18 protein-coding genes are annotated in these 19,421 nt (G+C 64.5%); 3 read left to right on the top strand and 15 right to left on the bottom strand.

What is annotated here, in order from left to right:
• Positions 1 to 20: 20 nt before the first annotated feature.
• The 4 genes from infB to rimP form a co-directional block, all read right to left on the bottom strand.
• Positions 21 to 2,900: a translation initiation factor IF-2 gene (gene infB / locus HMPREF3157_RS05715; RefSeq protein WP_016663035.1), complete on the bottom strand. Its 2,880-nt coding sequence runs from the start codon at positions 2,898 to 2,900 to the stop codon at positions 21 to 23.
• A 90-nt stretch (positions 2,901 to 2,990) separates the two neighbouring features.
• Positions 2,991 to 3,362: a YlxR family protein gene (locus tag HMPREF3157_RS05710; protein ID WP_256365833.1), complete on the bottom strand. Its 372-nt coding sequence runs from the start codon at positions 3,360 to 3,362 to the stop codon at positions 2,991 to 2,993.
• 131 nt (positions 3,363 to 3,493) lie between these two features.
• Positions 3,494 to 4,462, bottom strand: coding sequence for a transcription termination factor NusA (gene nusA, locus HMPREF3157_RS05705; RefSeq protein WP_016663036.1), 969 nt, complete (start codon positions 4,460 to 4,462; stop codon positions 3,494 to 3,496).
• Positions 4,463 to 4,513: 51 nt separating this feature from the next.
• A complete protein-coding gene (gene rimP, locus HMPREF3157_RS10440; RefSeq protein ID WP_070435784.1) occupies positions 4,514 to 5,059 on the bottom strand; it encodes a ribosome maturation factor RimP in 546 nt (181 codons plus the stop codon).
• A gap of 96 nt (positions 5,060 to 5,155) precedes the next feature.
• Between rimP and HMPREF3157_RS10255 the strand changes: the two genes are divergently transcribed.
• Positions 5,156 to 6,202 carry a DUF4439 domain-containing protein gene (locus HMPREF3157_RS10255; protein ID WP_070435783.1) on the top strand — a complete coding sequence of 349 codons (1,047 nt, stop codon included), beginning with the start codon at positions 5,156 to 5,158 and terminating at the stop codon, positions 6,200 to 6,202.
• 12 nt (positions 6,203 to 6,214) lie between these two features.
• On the opposite strand, the gene HMPREF3157_RS05690 is transcribed toward HMPREF3157_RS10255, so the two are convergent.
• Positions 6,215 to 7,981, bottom strand: a complete 1,767-nt coding sequence (locus HMPREF3157_RS05690; protein ID WP_070435782.1) for a proline--tRNA ligase — start codon at positions 7,979 to 7,981, stop codon at positions 6,215 to 6,217.
• Positions 7,982 to 8,125: 144 nt separating this feature from the next.
• On the opposite strand from HMPREF3157_RS05690, the gene HMPREF3157_RS05685 reads away from it, so the two are divergent.
• Positions 8,126 to 8,878 carry a GTP pyrophosphokinase gene (locus HMPREF3157_RS05685; RefSeq protein ID WP_070435781.1) on the top strand — a complete coding sequence of 251 codons (753 nt, stop codon included), beginning with the start codon at positions 8,126 to 8,128 and terminating at the stop codon, positions 8,876 to 8,878.
• On the opposite strand, the gene HMPREF3157_RS05680 is transcribed toward HMPREF3157_RS05685, so the two are convergent.
• The 9 genes from HMPREF3157_RS05680 to rpsB form a co-directional block, all read right to left on the bottom strand.
• Complete coding sequence (locus HMPREF3157_RS05680) at positions 8,875 to 9,744, bottom strand: GNAT family N-acetyltransferase (protein WP_070435780.1); 870 nt, start codon at positions 9,742 to 9,744, stop codon at positions 8,875 to 8,877. The genes HMPREF3157_RS05685 and HMPREF3157_RS05680 overlap by 4 nt on opposite strands.
• Complete coding sequence (locus HMPREF3157_RS05675; RefSeq protein ID WP_070435779.1) at positions 9,741 to 11,078, bottom strand: M50 family metallopeptidase; 1,338 nt, start codon at positions 11,076 to 11,078, stop codon at positions 9,741 to 9,743. The genes HMPREF3157_RS05680 and HMPREF3157_RS05675 overlap by 4 nt, the downstream gene beginning before the upstream one ends.
• Positions 11,078 to 11,626 (bottom strand): DivIVA domain-containing protein, encoded by a 549-nt coding sequence (locus tag HMPREF3157_RS05670; protein WP_016663043.1) that lies wholly within the window; start codon positions 11,624 to 11,626, stop codon positions 11,078 to 11,080. Before HMPREF3157_RS05670 ends, HMPREF3157_RS05675 begins: the two co-directional genes overlap by 1 nt.
• Positions 11,627 to 11,746: 120 nt before the next feature.
• Entirely contained in the window at positions 11,747 to 13,012 is a 1,266-nt protein-coding gene (gene rlmN / locus HMPREF3157_RS05665; protein WP_070435778.1) for a dual-specificity RNA methyltransferase RlmN, read from the bottom strand.
• Positions 13,005 to 14,000, bottom strand: coding sequence for a phosphatidate cytidylyltransferase (locus HMPREF3157_RS05660; protein ID WP_246816534.1), 996 nt, complete (start codon positions 13,998 to 14,000; stop codon positions 13,005 to 13,007). Before HMPREF3157_RS05660 ends, rlmN begins: the two co-directional genes overlap by 8 nt.
• Before the next feature lie 21 nt (positions 14,001 to 14,021).
• Positions 14,022 to 14,588 carry a ribosome recycling factor gene (gene frr / locus HMPREF3157_RS05655; RefSeq protein WP_016663046.1) on the bottom strand — a complete coding sequence of 189 codons (567 nt, stop codon included), beginning with the start codon at positions 14,586 to 14,588 and terminating at the stop codon, positions 14,022 to 14,024.
• Positions 14,589 to 14,638: 50 nt separating this feature from the next.
• Positions 14,639 to 15,403 carry a UMP kinase gene (gene pyrH / locus HMPREF3157_RS05650; protein ID WP_070435777.1) on the bottom strand — a complete coding sequence of 255 codons (765 nt, stop codon included), beginning with the start codon at positions 15,401 to 15,403 and terminating at the stop codon, positions 14,639 to 14,641.
• Between the two features lie 160 nt (positions 15,404 to 15,563).
• The gene (gene tsf, locus HMPREF3157_RS05645) at positions 15,564 to 16,388 is read right to left on the bottom strand and encodes a translation elongation factor Ts (protein WP_016663048.1); all 825 of its coding nucleotides are present in this window, start codon (positions 16,386 to 16,388) and stop codon (positions 15,564 to 15,566) included.
• A gap of 51 nt (positions 16,389 to 16,439) precedes the next feature.
• Positions 16,440 to 17,312 carry a 30S ribosomal protein S2 gene (gene rpsB, locus HMPREF3157_RS05640; RefSeq protein ID WP_034370254.1) on the bottom strand — a complete coding sequence of 291 codons (873 nt, stop codon included), beginning with the start codon at positions 17,310 to 17,312 and terminating at the stop codon, positions 16,440 to 16,442.
• Between the two features lie 384 nt (positions 17,313 to 17,696).
• Here rpsB and HMPREF3157_RS05635 point away from each other — a divergent pair, with 384 nt between their 5' ends.
• Positions 17,697 to 18,335 carry a M23 family metallopeptidase gene (locus HMPREF3157_RS05635; protein WP_083288081.1) on the top strand — a complete coding sequence of 213 codons (639 nt, stop codon included), beginning with the start codon at positions 17,697 to 17,699 and terminating at the stop codon, positions 18,333 to 18,335.
• Between the two features lie 30 nt (positions 18,336 to 18,365).
• Here HMPREF3157_RS05635 and HMPREF3157_RS05630 read toward each other — a convergent pair whose 3' ends face one another.
• Positions 18,366 to 19,379: a tyrosine recombinase XerC gene (locus tag HMPREF3157_RS05630; protein ID WP_083288076.1), complete on the bottom strand. Its 1,014-nt coding sequence runs from the start codon at positions 19,377 to 19,379 to the stop codon at positions 18,366 to 18,368.
• Positions 19,380 to 19,421: the final 42 nt, after the last annotated feature.

Here is a 19,421-nt window from a genome sequence, read left to right as displayed (position 1 = left end):
GCATTATCACCGAAAGGCGATTAGTCCTTCTTCTTTTCGCGCGGCTTCTCGACCATTTCGTAGGTCGTGATGAGGTCGCCTTCCTGGACGTCGTTGAAGCTGCCCAGGTTGATACCGCACTCGTAGCCCTCGCGGACCTCGGTCACGTCATCCTTGAAGCGACGCAGACCGGCGATCTCGAGGCCCTCCGTGATCACGACGCCCTGGCGCGTGATGCGAGCCTTCGAGCCGCGGTTGATCGTGCCAGACATGACGAGCGAACCCGCGATGTTGCCGAACTTCGAGGAGCGGAAGATCTCGCGAATTTCCGCGCTGCCCGTGTCCTTCTCTTCGTACTCGGGCTTGAGCATGCCGAGAAGGGCGTTCTCGATGTCCTCGATCGCGCGGTAGATGACCGAGTAGTACTTGATCTCGACACCTTCACGCTCGGCGTACTCGGCGTTCTGGCCTTCGGCACGCACGTTGAAACCGATGATGACGGCATCCGAGGCAACGGCGAGGTTGATGTTGTTCATCGTGATCGCACCAACGCCGCGATCGATGATGCGAAGCTGCACGTCCTCGCTCACGTCGATGCCGAGCAGCGCCTCTTCGAGGGCTTCGACCGAACCGGAGGCATCGCCCTTGAGGATGAGGTTGAGGGTCTCGATCTTGCCCTCTTCCATTGCCGCCTTGAGATCCTCGAGGCTCATGCGCTTGCGGCGCTTCGACAGCTGCGCGGCGCGCTGAGCTGCCTCGCGCTTCTCGGCGATCTGGCGTGCCATGCGCTCGTCGGCGGCAACGATGAACGAGTCACCGGCGCCGGGAACGGAGCTGAGGCCGAGCACCTGAACGGGTCGCGATGGGCCTGCTTCTTCGAGCTGGTTGCCGTTTTCGTCGATCATGGCGCGCACGCGGCCATGGCCGGTGCCACACACGATCGCATCGCCGACACGCAGGGTTCCCTGCTCGACGAGCACGGTCGCGACGGGGCCGCGGCCACGGTCGAGGCTCGCCTCGATCGCCACACCACGGGCATCCTTGTTCGGGTTTGCCTTGAGTTCGAGGGCAGCATCCGCGGTAAGCAGGACGGCCTCGAGAAGGTCATCGATGTGGAGGTTTTCGCGCGCCGAGACGTCGACGAACATCGTGTCGCCGCCGTATTCCTCAGCCACCAGGTTGTACTCGGTGAGCTGGGCACGGATCTTGTCGGGGTTCGCGGATTCCTTATCGATCTTGTTGACGGCCACCACGACGGGCACGTCTGCGGCCTGCGCGTGGTTGAGCGCCTCGATCGTCTGCGGCATCACGCCGTCGTCAGCGGCCACCACGAGGATCGCGATGTCCGTGACTTTGGCGCCACGGGCACGCATGGCGGTGAACGCTTCGTGACCGGGGGTATCAATGAACGTGATGGGGCGCATTTCGCCTTCGTGCTCCACCTGCACCTGGTAGGCACCGATGTGCTGGGTGATGCCGCCGGCTTCGCCCTGGCCTACGTTTGCGCGTCGGATCGCATCGAGAAGGCGGGTCTTACCGTGGTCGACGTGACCCATGACGGTGACAACGGGCGAGCGAGGCTCGAGGTCCTCTTCCGTCTCCTCAGCAAGTTCACCTTCGAGGTCGATGTCGAACTGCTCGAGAAGCTCGCGCTCCTCGTCCTCGGGAGAAACGATTTGAATCTTGTAACCGAGTTCCTCGCCGAGAAGCTGGAACGTGTCTTCGTCGAGCGACTGGGTTGCCGTCGCCATCTCACCCATCGCAAACAGCACGGTGATGAGCGAGGCGGGGTTGACGTCGATTCGCTCGGCGAAGTCGCTCAGGGTCGCACCACGGCGCAAGCGGATGACGGTATTGCCGTCACCGCGCGGGATCTGCACGCCGCCCGGTGCGGGAGCCTGCATCTGCTCGAATTCCTGGCGCTTTGCGCGCTTCGACTTCCTGCTCTTGGCTGGTTTGCCGCCACGCCCAAAGGCGCCCTGGGTGCCGCCACGGCGACCGCCGCGACCGCCACCACCGGGGCGACCACCCGGACGACCGGGAGCGCCACCGGGGCCGCCCGGACCGCCGCCGAAGCCACCGCGGCCACGGCCACCGCGACCTCCGCGGCCACCGTTGCCGCCTGCGGGACGACCTTGGCTCTCGGCCTGCGGCGAGTGCGCAGGCATCATGTTCGGGTTGGGGCGGGGCCCGCGGTTAGACGGACGTGCGTTGCCGCGGCCCTCGCGCGAGGGTCGCGAATCTCCGTCGCGACGCTGCGGGCGCGGACCACCCTGCGACTCGCCGCCGGGGCGAGGGCCTGGACGACCGCCGGGTCGCGGCATGCCCTGGGAGGAGGCAAATGGGTTGTTGCCGGGGCGGCCACCCGGGCGCGGCATCCCCTGCGAGGACGCAAACGGGTTATTGCCGGGACGAGCACCACCGGGGCGCGGGCCGGGGCGGTTAGCGCCGGGCTTGGGAGCGCCACCGGGCCTCGGTGCGGGGGCGGCATCGGCCTTGGGCTTGGCCCCTGGCTTGGGGGCGCCGGGTTTCGGCGCGTTCGAGCGTGCACCGGGTTTGGGTGCTGCACCGGGCTTTGCCGCGGGCGCATCGGTGCTGGCCTTCGGCTTCGGCGCGGGGCTCTCGGCCTCCGCCTTCGGTGCCGGCTTCGGCTCCGCCTTGGTAGCGCTCGGTTCCGCAGCCTTCTTCGGGGCCGGCTTGCGGGGCGCGGGCTTCTTGGCGGCGCCCTTCGATTCCGACGCCTCCTCGCCCTTCTTCTTTCCTGCGTTCGGGAACGCGGCACGCACACGGCGGGCCACGGGCGCCTCGATTGTCGAGGACGCACTGGTCACGAATTCGCCCATGTCATTGAGCTTCGCGAGGACTTCTTTACTTGGCATTCCCAGCTCTTTGGCGAGCTCGTGGACGCGAAGTTTAGCCACAATTCTCCTGTCTCGGCCGCGCCGAGCAGGCGCGGTCCACTAGTTCCTGAGGGTGCTCATTTTCGAGTACTCATCGGATGTCCATTGGTGTTATCCCGCTTCCAAATGTGGTTCGGCACCCCGTGTGGGGTGAGTCATCGCCTCACGCGCCCTCTCGAGAGTTCCCTCCCGTTCGAGAGCCGCGACGTCTACCGGCGCCCGGAAGGAGCGCTGGAAACCGCCGCGTGTGAGAGCGAAAGCAATGCATGCGGGGTCCGGATGAACCCAGGCACCGCGCCCGTGGGCGCTCGCGCTCGGGTCAACGGCGAGGCTGAGGGATGCTCCCTGTTCCTCCCGGACCACGCGGATCATCGCGTGGCGTTCGCCGGTTTCCCGGCAACCTACGCACGTGCGAGACGGTCGATGTGCCGCGCGAGAGGGCCGACGTGAGCGCGAGCTCGGTGCGGCGTGATTCTCGGCGATGGCGACAACTTCCCTCTCGAATACGAATGATCAGCCCTTCTAGTCTACCCCCGGCCGGCAAAACGTCGACGAATTGCCGGAGTTGCCGTGCGCACTATCACGTGGGCCGTCGGGGGTTCAGCAACCGCTTCTCAGTCCTCCTGGCCCTCGGTGCGAATGTCAATTCGCCAACCCGTGAGCTTCGCGGCGAGGCGTGCGTTCTGCCCTTCCTTGCCGATCGCGAGCGAAAGCTGATTGTCTGGCACAACCGCGCGCACCTGTCGATTGACTTCGTCGGTCACGACGACAGAGGCGACGCGCGCAGGGCTGAGTGCATTACCCACGTAGGTCGCGGGGTTGTCGTCAAAGTCGACGATGTCGATCTTCTCCCCCTCGAGTTCGTTCATGACCGAGCGCACGCGCGCACCCATGGGACCGATGCACGCTCCCTTCGCATTGACCCCAGCGACGTTCGCGCGAACCGCCATTTTCGTGCGGTGCCCCGACTCTCGCGCGAGCGAGACAATCTCCACGGTACCGTCGGCGATCTCGGGAACTTCAAGCTCGAAAAGGCGGCGCACGAAGTTCGGGTGGGTGCGCGAAAGCGTAATCGAGGGTCCCTTCGGGCCACGTCGCGCATCGACAACATAGGCGCGGATACGCTTGCCGTGCGGGTAGCTCTCGCCTGGCACCTGCTCGTGCGGGGGAAGGAGACCTTCGACGTTGCCGAGATCAACCTGAACCATTCGGGAGTCACGCCCCTGCTGAATGACGCCAGAGACGATGTCATCAGCGCGGCCCGCAAACTCGCCGAGCACAGCCTCGTCTTCGAGCGCGCGAATACGCTGGAAAATCACCTGACGCGCGATCGAAGCAGCAACGCGGCCAAAGCCCTCGGGCGTGTCATCCCACTCTTCAACCTCGCCATCGACATCAACATCGCGAGCGATGACGGTCACCACACCCGTCTTTGAGTCAATCTCAACGCGTGCCTCGCGCGCGGGGTGCGGCGTGTGCTGGTAGGCGGCAAGAAGGGCACTCTCGATCGCCTCGAGGAGAACCTCCATGCTGATCTCGCGTTCGCGTTCGAGCGCGCGAAGCGCTCCCATATCGATATCCATTGCGTGCTCCTTATGATCTGTTCTTCAATTGTGTGCGGTGGCTGTCCGGGACTAACGAAACTCGAGATGAACCTCGGCCCGGGCGACGTCGGACACGTGCATCCGGTGCGGTCCCGGCGGCACTTTGCCTGCCGGCGCCGCCTTCGCGGCCTTCTTCGGAACGTGCGGCGGTTTCTGCACGTCAAACACGAGCTGTTCGCCCTCAACGTCCTCGAGGCGGCCAAGAAAGGTGCGCCCCGAGGTGTCTTCCACGTCAAGAAGGCGGGTGCGGGCGCGCTTAAAGTGGCGAATTTCGGTCAGGGGCCGAAACACGCCCGGGGTCGTGACCTCGAGCGTCGAAGGCCCTTCCCCGATAAGCGACGTATCAGAGTCGAGGAGGTCAGAAAGCTCGCGCGACACGTCGGTGAGGGTATCGAGATCGGCGCTCCCGATTTCATCGTCGGGAAGATCGACGACGACGTCGAGAAGGGTTGCGGCCCCTCGTGTTTTGACGGTGAGATGCTCGACAACGAGTCCGTGCCCCTCGACGATCGGCGCGAAGGCCTTCGAGAGTGTCTCAACCTGACCGGCCTTAGCGGAGGTGGCGTTCTTCTCCATGGGGCTCCTTTCGCGCGCTCGCCCGTACCCAATAGAGTGGGACACCGAGATCATAATGTGCTGAACATGGCGGCACATCCGGGAACGAGGAGCCGCATGAGGCACGTAACAAAAGGCCTGGCCAGGCGTGGGTTTCTCGCGGGAATCCTCGCGGCGCCGCTACTGGCGAGCTGCACGGGTCCCACGCGCATCGCGATCGGTCAGCGCGAAACCTACACACCCCCGCCCCCGGGAATAGACGAGATCTACCGCACGGAACTCCTCACGTCTGTGACGGACCTCGCGGGCATTCTCGAGACCGCTCGCCCGCACGAAGATTTCCCGTCGTTCCTGACGTCTGCGATCGCGACCCACCAGCGAGCACTCCGCACGGGCGCCGAACAGGAGAAAATTGCCTCGGCTGAGGCGAATCGCACCGAAAAGGGGGGATCCGCCCACGAGAGCGCAGCTGCCGGCACGCAGGCCCCCGTCGAGCGCGCCATGCTCGACGCGGCACGCGGCCTCGCGGCCCTGCGCGACCTCTACGCCCACGCGACCATTCAGGTCTCGGGAGACTTCGCGGATCTGTGCGCCGCGGGGAGCGCGTGGACCGAGTGGGCCGCTCTGAGGCTTACCCGCGTCGCGAAAGCTGCCGCCGTCGCGGGCGTCAGTGCTCCCAAGCCCTTTACGGATATGGAACCCAGTCGCGAGGTCCCCGCGATTGATCCACCCGAAGCCGCTGAGACTCACCTCATTGAGACCCCCCTCGAGCGAGCGCAGACCGACGAAAACTTCGCGGCCTACGCCCTCGAGGTCGCAGCCACTCGCGTCAAAGCTGATCAGCGTGAGGCGTACCTCAAGGCGGCTAACGTCCACGCCTCACGCGCTGAGACGTTCGGCGAGGTCGCCGAGCACCTTGGACTGCCCCTGGTTGCTCGCGAGGCGGGGTACGCCCTGCCTCGCCCGCTCGATGCGGAAGGGGCCGCGAACCTACGCCTCAAAGTCACCTCTCGCACGCTCACCAATGCGGTCGAACTCGCGGGGCTGGCACCCTTGAGCGAACGCGCGCCGTTCCTCACGGCAGCCCTCGAGAGCGCGAAGGCACTCGAGGCGCTGCGCGAAACCCTCCCCCCGTTCCCGGGGATCGACGAGGGCGAGAGCTAAACCACCGGCGCCCTAGGCGCGCAGCTCGGCGAGGATCTCCGTGAGAGCCGCCTCGACGGGAACTTCGCGGCTCGCCCCACTGCGGCGATCGCGTACCTCGACAACGCCCTTCTCGAGCCCGCGACCCACGACGACCGTTGTGGGCAGGCCGAGCAGTTCGGCGTCCTTAAACTTCACGCCGGGTGAGACCTTCGGGCGATCGTCGTACAGCACGTCAAAGCCCTCAGCCTCGAGCGCGGCGGCGATCTCCTCGGCCTTGTCGAAGACCTCCTGGTTCTTTCCGGTCGCGAGAATGTGAACGTCGAGCGGTGCAACCGCGCGCGGCCAGGCGAGGCCCTTCTCGTCGTGATTGGTTTCGGCAATCGCGGCGACGGCGCGAGTCACGCCGATGCCGTAGGAGCCCATCGTCACGACCTGCTGCTTGCCGTTCTCGTCAAGAACCTTGAGGCCAAGAGCCTCAGCGTACTTGCGACCGAGTTGGAAGATGTGCCCCATCTCCATGCCGCGCGTCAGGGTGAGCGGACCCGAACCGTCCGGGGAAGGATCGCCGTCACGAACCTCGGCAACCTCCGCGAAACCATCGGCCACGAAGTCACGGCCGGCGACAACCCCAAGCGCATGCGCGCCCTCGCGGTTCGCGCCCGTGACCCAGCTCGTGCCATCCACGGCGCGCGGGTCGAGCAGGAGTCGATAGCCGTTGGCCTCAAGGCCCCATCCCTGCGGCCCGATGTAGCCCTTCTTCACGTTCGGGTACTTAGCGAAGTCCTCGTCAGTGAAGGGACGCACCTCGTTCGGGGCAAGGGCCGTCTCGAGGCGCTTCTCATCCGCCTGGCGATCTCCCGGAATCATGACGAGAAGCGGGGACTCTTCACCTTCGGGAGTCTTTTCGACATACACGAGTGCCTTGAGGGTATCGGCCGCCTCCCACGCGCGAGAGTCCTCGCGCGGGGCGTTCTCGTTGAGGAATGAGACGAGAGCGTCGATCGTCGTGACGCCTGGTGTCTCGATCTCGCGTGCGGCGGGGAGGGCCGCGATGGCATCTGCATCGAGGGGCTCTCCGGCGACCGTCGTCACGGCCTCAACATTCGCGGCGTAGCCCGCGGGGCTGAGCGCAAACGTATCTTCGCCCACCGGTGTCGGGTGGAGGAATTCTTCGGAGCGGGAGCCGCCCATCCCGCCTGCATCCGCCTTAGCGATGACGATCTCAAGGCCGAGGCGTGCGAAGACCCGCTGGTAGGCCTCGCGCATGATCATGTAGGAACGCTCGAGCCCCTCGTCGTCGATGTCGAAGCTGTAGGCGTCCTTCATGATGAACTCGCGAACGCGCAGCAGGCCCGCGCGCGGGCGCGCTTCGTCGCGGTACTTGGTTTGCACCTGGTAGAGCGAAATGGGCAGGTCCTTGTACGACGTGAAGAGGTCTTTCACCGCGAGGGTAAACATTTCCTCGTGAGTGGGGCCGAGGAGCATATCGGCACCCTTGCGATCCGTGAGCCTAAAGAGGTTGTCGCCGTACTCGCTCCAGCGGTTCGTTTCCTCGTAGGGCTCGCGCGGCAAAAGCGCGGGAAAGAGAATCTCGTGGCTGCCGGCGGCATCCATTTCTTCACGCACGATCGTCTCGACCTTGCGCAGGACCTTGAGCCCAAGGGGAAGCCACGTGTAGATCCCCGGGGCCGTGCGGCGAATATAGCCGGCACGGACGAGAAGCTTGTGACTCGCGAACTCGGCTTCGGCCGGGTCCTCTCGAAGCGTGCGGATGAAGCTCGATGACATGCGAAGCATGGGGCGTTGTCCTCCTGGCAACAGGGGTTTCGAGGTGAATTCCTCAGGCCCTCACAGTCTAGTGGGCGCACCGCACGCACCCCACAAAAACCCAGGGCTGAGCGCGTATCGTGGAGTGTCACTCGTCACCACGGGAAGGATGACATGTCTGAGCCGCTCACGCTCTCGGGTATCGCGCCGTCGCCCTCGATGGCATATTTGCGCGCCCTCATCGGCGAAGGCGAGTCGATTCGCGAAGAGATCGAAGGCGACCCGGATCGCCTTATGCAGGTCGTACGCGAGAAGCTCGAGGGGTTCATGATGCCGTACGAATTCGGCCTCAAGGAGATCCTGACGAAGATCGAGATCCTTTCGGGCGAATGGGATGTAACGACCCCGCACAACCCCATCGAGCACGTAAAGACGCGCGTGAAATCGATGGATTCGCTGCTCGGCAAGCTCGTGCGCACGCAGTGCCCACCCGATCTCGACGAGATCCGCAACCGCATCCGCGACATCGGCGGCGTGCGCATCACATGCAGCTACGTCCAGGACTGCTACCTCGTTGCCCACGCGCTCGCCTCGCAGCCCGACATCACTCTTCTCGAAGAGAAGGACTACATCGCGAACGTCAAGCCGAGCGGTTACCGCTCTCTTCACCTCATTCTCGAGGTTCCCGTGTTTCTCTCGACACGCACGATCGATGTACCGATCGAGGTACAGATCCGCACGATTGCCATGGACTTTTGGGCGAGCGCCGAACACGAGCTCAAGTACAAGTATCAAGGCGAGCTGCCTGCCGAGATGCGCGAAAAACTCATCGGGATCGCCGCGACTGCCGCGAGTCTCGATGAGCAGATGGGGATCGTGCGCGATCAGATCGAGGGGCCGCCTCTTCCGGGACGCGCAGGCGCCTAGAACAGCACGGTGGCGAGTGCGCCAATCGGCCTGAAGCCCGCACGCTCGTAGGCGCGTCTCGCGCGAACGTTGAAAGAGTTCACGTAGAGGGTGACGCGGGGTGCGTGGTCGCGGCGAATGAGCTCTGCTGTGCCCCGCATGAAGGGCGCTGCGAGCCCTTGGCCGCGGTACGCGGGGTCAATCCACACGCCGTGTACTTGCGCAACCCCGCCAAAGAGCGCACCGAGATCGGCCTTAAACACAATCCGCTCACCATCGCGCGCGATATACGTCCGATGCTCGCGCAGCAGATACTCGACCCGGTTGCGGTAGCCGCGCCCGCCATCCCCGCGGCAAGGATCAGTGCCCACCTCCTCGCGAAACATCGCGACGGCAGCGGGAAACACCCGGTCCAGGTCACGGGTGTCAGCCGCCACCACACCCGTGGAGGGGAGGTCCGACGGTTGCCCGGCACAATACTCCAGAAGAGGCTGACTCTCGCGCACTTCGCGCTCAGGCGGAAGGCCCTCGCGCATAACCTCCCACATGTGCATCGCGATGCTGCGTTCCGCCACGATCGACGAGTAGCGCGTCGAGAGCGCGAGAGCGTGCCGCGATAAGCGCTCGACAGCGTCGAAAGAATCGGGTGCGAGAACGCTAGCGCTCACGCCATGCCACAGAATTCCCCGGATCTCGCTGCCGCGCGTGAGCACCGCAAACTCGGAGCCGCTGCGACCAACCGCCGCAAGTTCCTCGAACCGAGCGGAGGCGAGCGTGCTCACGTGCGCTTCGCTCTGCATCGCTTCACGCGCAGGGCCGAGCCACTGCCCTTGCAGGGGGCTGATGTCTGCGGGGCGCCTGCGCCACAGATTCGACAGGACGCTCACCTGAAAAGGGTCACCGGCTTCACGATATCGGCGTAGATCAACAGGATGCTCATGAGAATGAAGGCGATCGCGATCACGTTCGTGACGGGCAGCATGCGCGAGGCATCGACGGGTCCGGGATCCGCCTTCCCTCGCAACCTGGCGAGGCGCCGCCGCGCCGCCTCGTACAGCGCCGCCGCGACATGGCCGCCATCCAGCGGCATGAGCGGCACAAGGTTGAAGACGAACAGCGCCATGTTGAGCGAGCCGAGCATCGACAGGAACGTCCACGTTTTCTCCTTGAGGGAAAACCCGGGCGAATCCTGCGACACGATCTCGCCGGCGAGCCTGCTCACGCCCACGACTCCCATCGGGCCGTTCGGGTCGCGTTCTTCGCTGCTCAACACTGCCTTGCCGATTTCCCACACGCGCACGGGAAGGGTAACGACGACTTTGCCGGTCCCCACGAATTGGTCCCATACGGCACCGGGGACCTCCGTCAGAGGCCGCGGGGTAAGTTCCTGTGTGCCGGTCACACCAAGAAAACCGGCTTCAACGGTCGCGTAGGAACCGTCGGCATTCTTAACCGGCTTACCCGCGTCATCGCGTGCGACGACCGTGTTCGCGACTGGAGTTGCCGTCACGGTCATTGCTTTACCGTCGCGCAAGAGAGCGATCTCGACTTCGTCGTCAGGGTGCTTCCTAATCACCGTGCTCATCTCGTGAAAGTTCGCGACTCGAGCCCCGTCGACCGAGGTGATCACGTCCCCGGGTTTGATCCCCGCGGCGAAGGCAGGTGCTTCGGGCATGCCCTCGCACGACACATCTGCAGGTGCATTCGCGGGCACGACACATTGCGAGACGGCAGCGACCTTCGCCGTCACGTTCGGCAGGCCGAAGCCGCTCAGGACGATCGCGGTGAGGACGATCGCGATCAGGAGATTCATCGTGGGGCCGCCGAGCATAACGACGAGCTTCTTCGGCACGCTCAAGGCGACGAAGGTGCGGTGACGATCCTCAGCCGAGTACTGGCTCGAGTCCCACTGCTTGGCCTCCTCGCTCATCTGCTGAAAGAACCCCGTCGAGTCCTCGCGGATAACGTCGGGATCCTCTCCCTTGTGAGGCGGGAACATGCCGATCATGCGGATGTAGCCGCCTAGCGGAATCGCCTTGATGCCGTATTCGGTCTCCCCTTTTACGCGCGAGAACAGCGTGGGACCGAAACCGATCATGTACTGGGTCACGCGCACCCCGAAGCGCTTCGCGGGAACGAGATGGCCGATCTCGTGAAGGGCGATCGAAAGCCCGAGCCCGACAACCATCAAGAGGACGCCGAGCGCGTAGAAAAGGGGCATCACGGAACGGAAGCCATCACGTCGGCAACGTGATCGAGGTACACATCCACGACGGCCTCCTGATAGCCCTCGGCGCCTTTACGGGCGCGAAACGCTGCTCGACGCACGTCATCGACGCTCATCGCGAAGCCGTCCGTGAAATAGGCGTGAAGCTGATCGCACAGGGCATCGACGTCTTCGCGATCGTAGGCCCGTTCGCCCTGGCCAGCGGGGCGGAAACGCTCGCCCGCGGGCCGGGAGAGACGCTCCTGGAGAACCTCCGCGCGCTCCGTGAGCGCCGCGATCCAAGCCTCTTCACCATCGCGCTCGATTGCTTCATCGCGGTACTGGAGCGCAAACGCATCCGAGAGGCGATCAAGGGCCTCGTCGACGGCGAGCATGTCGTAGCCGCCACGCTCGGTTGAAAACTTCGCGGTGATCACATCGGCTGGTTGGAAGGAACCGTCGCGGCCCTCGTACGCGGCACGCGCGCGCAACAGGAAGTCATCGACTTCCTCGACGTTGTAGCCAAAGGTGAAACGTCCGGCACGCTTAAAAGCCGTACTCATCTACTTGCTCCCTCCCTCGACGGGGATGCTCACGCGACATAAACGGGGCGCTCAATAGATCGCCCTTGCACCACTGTAATGCTTGGATGCGCGAAAGGCCGGCAAGCGTCGGCCTCGAAATCACGCGCCGGTACCGCGCGCGATTTCCTCAACCCTCGCCACGCGAGCCTCACGGTCCTCGCGGCGCGCATCAGTTTCCACGACGGTCGCGGCAAGCTGCCCGCACGCACCGTCAATATCGCTACCGCGCGTATCCCGAATCGTCGCGGAAATTCCGTGTTCACGCAGTGTTTCCACGAACGTGCGCTCCACCCACGGATCCGAGGCCGTCCACTTCGATCCCTTGACCGGGTTGAGCGGGATTGGATTGACGTGCACCCAGTGGGCGCCCCCGCGCGCGATGAGACGCTTGGCGAGGAGCTCCGCACGCTCGGCCTGGTCATTGATATCGCGAATGAGTGCGTACTCGATCGACACGCGCCGGCCGGTCGCCTCGAAGTACTCCCACGCCGCATCAAGAATGTCGTCGACGTCGAAACGTTGATTGATGGGAACGAGCTCGTTGCGAAGCTCGTCGTCGGGTGCGTGGAGCGACACGGCGAGCGTCACGGGAATCTCTTCCTTGATGAGCTTTCGCACGGCAGGAGCAAGCCCCACGGTCGACACGGTGATGTGCCGCGCTCCCATCCCAAACCCCTCGGGCGCGGGGGCGTTGAGCCTCTGGCACGTCGTTGCGACGGCACGGTAGTTCGCGAGCGGCTCCCCCATGCCCATAAAAACGATGTTCGTGACGCGGCCTTCACCACCGGGGATTTCACCACGCGAAAGCAGAAGGTTTGCGATGCGCACTTGTTCGAGGATCTCCGCTGCGGAAAGGTTCCTCGTGAGGCCCATCTGGCCGGTCGCACAAAACGGGCAGTTCATGCCGCAGCCGGCCTCGGAGGAAATGCACAGCGTTACGCGGTTCGAATAGCGCATGAGGACCGACTCGACGAGCGAGCCGTCGAAAAGGCGCCACAGGAACTTTTGGGTCATGCCCTGATCTGCGCTCTGCTGCGAGACCTTTGTGAGGAGCGTTGGGAAGAACCGCTCGACGAGCGCTGAACGATCCCCCTTCGGGAGGTCGGTCATGTCGTCAGGGTCGGTCGTGAAATGCTCAAAATAGTGCTTCGACAGCTGCTTTGCGCGAAAGGCGGGAAGCCCTATGTCCCTCACGGCTTCGGCACGCTCGTCGAGAGTGAGATCCGCGAGGTGTGCGGGCGGCTTCCCCCTGCGGGTCGGCCGCAACTGAAGCTGACCGGGGGCGAGCCTTACGGGCTCTCCCTTGACGACCTCGCGCGAAAGATCCTTCGCAACATCGAGTTTTGGCGTGGGATTCTCAACCACTGATGGCCTCCACAATCGCGAGAAGAATGTACACGGTCGGGGCGGTGAGAAGCATCGAATCAAGACGGTCCATCATGCCACCGTGCCCCGGAAGCAGCTGCCCCATGTCTTTAATGCGCAGGTCGCGCTTGAGCAGTGACTCACTCAAGTCCCCGATGGTGGACACGACCACCATGACCGCGCCGAACGCGAGACCCCACCCGAAGCCAATATCGGGAAGCCACACGTGACCGATGAGGCCCGCAGCGGCGATGCCACCCACGAGAGAGCCCGCAAAACCCTCCCACGACTTCTTCGGGCTGATGCTCGGAGCCATGGGATGCTTTCCGAACAGGACCCCTACGGCGTAGCCGCACGTGTCGTTCATGATGGGAACCACGAGGGCAAACATGACCTTGTTCGCGCCGTTCGGCTGCGCCATGAGAAGGATCGTGAAGCTCGCCATAAACGGCACCCACAAAAGCGCGAAGATGCCCGCTACCGTGTCCCGCAGCGCCATGAGGCCCGTCGCCTCCGTCGTACGCCACATGATGAGCACAATTGCTCCCACGATTGTGGAGACGAGGAGCCCCGAGGCGCCGTACTGCCACGCCGACACCACCACGCCAACGCTCGCGACAAGCAGCGGGATCGAGGGAACGCGCAGGCGCGCACCCTCGAGGGCGTTCGCGACCTCGAGGGTCGCTATTACGACCGCGATGGCGACCACGGGCGTGAACAGAGCCGGAAGCACATATATGCACCCGTACAAAAGCGCCACGAGAGCAAGCCCGACGGCGATCGCGGCGGGAAGGTTCCGCCCGGCTCGGGGCGTGCGCGCATGTGTCGCAGCGGGCAGCTCGGAAACCTCGGCGACGAGCCGCTCTTCGCTCACGAGAGCCTCGGCAGCCGCGAGCGGAACCTCGGGCGCAGTGCTTTCCGATACGGCAACGGCCGTGCCCGGCTCATTGCCAGGCACGGCGCGTCGACGACCGTGGCGTGTATTCACGAACGATGAGGGAAAGGCCACTCAGACGGTGAGCAGCTCTTCTTCTTTCGCTTCGAGGGCGACATCCACCTGCTCGGTGTACTTCTTCGTGAGAGCCTCGAGCTCCTTCTCAGCGCGGGTGCCCTCGTCCTCGCCGATCTCCTTGTCCTTCACGAGCTTCTCGATGGCCTTCTTCGCGTGCGCACGCGAGCCGCGGATCGCGATGCGGCCATCCTCGGCCTTGGTCTTGGCAAGCTTCGTGTAGTCCTTGCGGCGCTCTTCGGTCAGTGCGGGCAGAACAATGCGCAGGTTGTCGCCATTGTTCGTGGGGTTCACGCCAAGATCCGATTCGCGAAGCGCCTCCTCGATCTGGGCCATCGCGCCCTTGTCGTAAGGCGTCACAATCACGGTACGGGCCTCGGGGAACTGGAATGCCGCGAGCTGATTGAGCGGCGTCGGGGTGCCGTAGTAGTCAGCGGTGAGGCCATGGAACATCGCAGCACTTGCGCGCCCCGTGCGGATCGCGGTGAACTCCTCCTTCGTCACCTCGACCGACTTTGCCATCTTCTCCCCGGCTTCTTTAAGGATGCTTCCGGTGTCCTCGCTCATGCCTCTCGGTTCCTTCCGATTAATTAAACATCTCGCCTGGTAAGGCTATCTTAGTCGCCCGTAACGACGGTGCCGATGCGGTCGCCGCACATCGCCTTCGTGATGTTGCCGGGCGCATCAAGACCGAAGACCATCATCTGCTGTTTGTTGTCCATACACAGGCTAAACGCGGTCGAATCAACGACGCGCAGCCCCTTGCTCAGCGCCTCCCTATACGTGAGGTGCTCGAGCTTGGTCGCGCTCGGGTCCGTCTTCGGGTCAGCCGTGTACACGCCGTCCACGCCGTTCTTCGCCATGAGCACTTCGTGGCAGCCGATCTCGAGCGCTCGCTGCACGGCAACAGTATCGGTCGAGAAGTACGGCATGCCCGCGCCCGCGCCGAAGATCACGACACGGCCCTTTTCAAGGTGGCGCACGGCGCGAAGTGGGAGGTAGGGCTCGGCGACCTGCCCCATCGTAATAGCGGTCTGCACGCGCGTGGACGTGCCGGCCTGCTCGAGGAAGTCCTGAAGTGCAAGGCAGTTCATGACGGTGCCGAGCATCCCCATGTAGTCGGCGCGACGGCGATCCATGCCTCGCTGGCTCAGTTCAGCACCGCGGAAGAAGTTGCCGCCACCCACGACAATCGCGCATTCAACGCCCGCGGCAACCCCCGCGGAAATCTCCCGAGCGATGCGCGAGACCACATCGGGATCGACGCCCACGCGGCCTCCACCGAAGGCTTCACCAGAGAGTTTGAGGAGCACGCGGCGCGAGCCCTCTTTCGGTTCAATGACGGGAATCGACGACGTGATGGGATCGGGGTCGGTGCTCATCAACATTCCTTCCGAGTGCAGGTTCTCGGGGCCACAGTCTACCGGCCCGGCAACGCCCGCCCCTGTGGGGAAGGTCCTCGTGTGAGAAGCTCGAAAAGAAGCGAGGGCCCGCACCCGTGGGTGCGAGCCCTCGCGTTCACGCTTTGGCAAGCGTCGGAAATCAGTTACCCACGCGGAAGCGCACGAAACCGGTCACCGTGCCACCAGCGGCCTCGACAACCTTGCCGACGCTCTGCTTCGGGTCCTTGGCGAAGGGCTGATCGAGAAGAACGTTCTCCTTGAAGAAGCCGTTCATGCGGCCTTCAACGATCTTGGGGAGAGCCTTCTCAGGCTTGCCCTCGTTCTTCGCGGTCTCCTCGGCGATACGGCGCTCGTTCTCAACCACATCCGCGGGAACGTCCTCGCGGGTGAGGTAGAGAGGCGAGTAGGCCGCGATGTGCATCGCCACGTCACGTGCAACCTCGGCGCCGGCCTTGTCGGTCGCGACGAGCACGCCAACCTGCGGCGGGAGGTCCTTGTTGGTGCGGTGCATGTAGTTCGTGACGACCTCGCCCTGGACGCGGCCGATGCGGCGAACGAGGATCTTCTCGCCCATGGTCGCGCCAGCGTTCGTGAGGGCCTCACCGAAGGAAGTCTCAGCGAGTTCCTCGGGGGTCGTGGCGCCCGACTCGACGGCGGCCGCAACGGCCTCGTCACCGAGAGCGATGAACTTGGCGTTCTTCGCAACGAAGTCGGTCTCCGAGTTGATCTCCACGAGCGTGCCAAGCTGGCCGCCCTCGACGTCGCGGACATCGGCGGCGATGAGGCCCTCCGATGCGGCGCGACCCTCGCGCTTCGCGATGCCCTTGAGGCCCTTGACGCGGATGATTTCGACGGCCTTCTCGTGGTCGCCGTTCGCCTCGTCGAGAGCCTTCTTGACGTCGAGCATGCCCGCGCCGGTCTTCTCGCGAATGTCCTTGATGTCTGCTGCCGTGTAGTTAGCCATTATCTGTCTCCTCTAAATGGTTGTGGGAGCGAACAGGTGATAGTCGAAAAATCAGGCTTCTTCGGAGGTTGCTTCGGCAGCCTTGTCCTCAGCAGCGGGAGCCTCGGTGGCCTCCTCGGCCTTGCCGGCCTCTTCCTGCTGAACCTCGGACTGCTTGAGCAGCTCCTGTTCCCACTCGGCGAGCGGCTCGGCGTCAACGGCCGACACGTTCTTCTCGCCCTGGGTCTGCTTGGCGTGGCGCTCCTGGAGGCCGGCGGCAGCGGCATCGGCGATGACGCGGGTCAGGAGGGTCACGGCGCGGATCGCGTCGTCGTTGCCCGGGATCGGGTACTGCACTTCGTCCGGATCGGCGTTGGTGTCGAGGATTGCCACGACCGGAATGCCGAGCTTGGTGGCTTCGTCAACGGCGAGGTGTTCCTTCTTGGTGTCCACGATCCACACGGCCGAGGGAGCCTTGCTCATGTCGCGGATGCCGCCGAGGGTCTTTTCGAGCTTTTCCTTCTCACGGCGCATCATGAGAAGTTCCTTCTTGGTCCACTGCGAACCGGCGACGTCCTCGAAGTCGATCTGCTCGAGTTCCTTGAGGCGGTCGACGCGACCGGAGACAGTCTGAAGGTTGGTCAGCATGCCGCCGAGCCAGCGCTGGTTCACGTAGGGCATGCCCACGCGCGTGGCCTGCTCCTGGATCGACTCCTGAGCCTGCTTCTTCGTGCCGACGAAGAGAATCGTGCCGCCGTGGGCAACGGTCTCCTTGACGAAGTCGAAGGCCTGATCGATGTAGGTGAGCGACTGCTGAAGGTCAATGATGTAGATGCCGTTGCGCTCGGTGAGGATGAAACGCTTCATCTTCGGGTTCCAACGGCGGGTCTGGTGTCCAAAGTGGACGCCGCTCTCGAGGAGCTGGCGGAGTGTCACAACTGCCATGGTCGTAACTACCTTTCTGGGCCCTGGGCTCGCCCGCCTCACTCACACCCGCGGGGCGTGGGCTCGGTGGGGTTCTTGCGCAAAGCCTGTTCTCGTTTTTTACGGGCCGACGGTTGCCGGCTCGCCCTAGCGCCCTGCGTTCGTGCCGCCACTTCCCTCGTGGGAGGATCGTGGAACGAAGGCACGCGCGCGTGCATGGGCGCGCGAAGTCACCCGCGCATGCGAGTGCTACGGCAACTCTAATACAGCGAAGCTGACTCGCGCACGGATCCGAGCAGACGTGTGAGCGAGTCCGCGCCTCACGCTGCACACCTTTTATCATCCACAGTCACGCGGGGTGGTCTTGTCGGGGATTCTCGGGCGCGATGTTCTTACTCCATGCACATGTCTACGAGGCTCGGCGCCCGCATCCTTCTCGCACTCGCACTCCTCATCGGTGCCGGAGTTGTGGCGCTCCCGCCCGCGCACGGTGACGATCAACCACCCGACTCCCTCGAGCACGCCGTCGCAGTCGTGAACCGGGCAAGGCTCGCTTCTCTCGCCGTTTTTGCGCCTACCGCTCAGGCGCCTGCCCCGCCGACCATAGATTCGCACGAGCACGAAGGGGCGTGGGCCTGGCCCATCGGCCCCGACCATGACGTTGTGCGGTTTTTCGAGGCGCCCGTCCACGCATACGGTCCCGGTCACCGCGGCATCGATATCGTCGGAAGCACCCTCGTGGTGCACGCCGTTGAGAGCGGCACAGTGACCTTCGCGGGAACGGTCGCGGGCAAACCCGTCGTGGCGATCCTCCATGACAGCGGGCTGACCTCCACGTACGAACCGGTCCTCGCTTCGGTCGCGAAGGGGGACGCGGTGAGCAGAGGGCAAGTGATCGGGGTTATCGAGCAACCGTCGGAACACGCCCATTGCGAGGCGGGATGCGTGCACCTCGGGGCCAAGCGAGGCAAGCAATACCTGGATCCGCTGCCGTTGCTCGAGGGGCGGGGGCCGAGTGTGCTCCTGCCTCCCCACTCGAGTTGAGCGAGCTCAGCGCGGCTCATCCATTGCTGGCTAGGCTCGCGGGTGTGCGTGCCTAACGGCGTCTTTGAGACGCTCGGCGGAGACGTGCGTGTAAATTTGCGTGGTTTGAAGAGAGGAATGGCCAAGCAGGTCCTGGACGCTGCGCAAATCCGCGCCGCCCTCCATGAGGTGCGTTGCCGCGCTGTGGCGCCACGTGTGCGGTGAGATGTGCCCCTCGAGACCTCCCTCGCGGGCTGCACGATTGACGATCGTGCGCACGGCGCGATCGTTGAGACGACCTCCACGCGCGCCGAGGAACAGCGCTTGCGAATCTTCACGCATGAGGTGCGGCCTCCCGAGCTGCTCCCACCTGTCGAGCGCCTCGAGGGCCGGGACACCGAGCGGAACGACGCGCTCTTTATTTCCTTTACCGATCACGCGCAGCGTGCGATTGACGCGATCCACGCTGCGGCGGTTGAGGGCGCACAGCTCGGAGACGCGAAGCCCGCACGAGTACAGCACTTCGAGAACGGCCGCGTCCCGAACGCGCAGAGGGTCCGCCTCGGGGCCCCCCTCGGGCCCGACGCTTGCCTCGTGCGCGGCGTTTTCTGCCTCTTCGAGGATGCTGCGCGCCTGGTCTGCGCTAATGACGTGCGGAAGTGCGCGACCACGTTTGGGCGCGCGCAGGCGCCTACCGGGATCGAGGTCGGTAAGCCCCGTATCGCACATCCACGCCGTGAACGTGCGCGCAGCCGCGGCGGCACGCGCGAGCGTCGTTGGGCTGTGGCCGGCGTCGGCTCGTGCGGCAAGCCACGCGCGCAGGTCCTGGATCGTCAGGTCCCGCGCCTTGCGTTCCGCATCGTCGCCGCCGTCGCGCTTCACCTTCTCGCACGTGAATTCGAGCAGCGAAACCGCATCGGAAAGATAGGCGCGAACCGTGTGGTCGCTGCGTGCGCGCTCATAGCGAAGGTGCCGCTCATAGCGCACGAGCAGCTCCTCGTCACCGGAGGCAACGAGGAGCTCTCGCCCGTCATTAGGCGTGCGCGACTCACTCGTGGGACTCATCCCTCCAGTGTGTCACGTGGCTTCCCTCGCACGGGGGCGCGA

This window comes from Dermabacter sp. HMSC06F07, assembly GCF_001807345.1.
Taxonomy (GTDB): domain Bacteria; phylum Actinomycetota; class Actinomycetes; order Actinomycetales; family Dermabacteraceae; genus Dermabacter; species Dermabacter hominis.
Note: the sequence above shows the minus strand (reverse complement) of the source record. Positions and strands in the feature narration are given on the sequence as shown.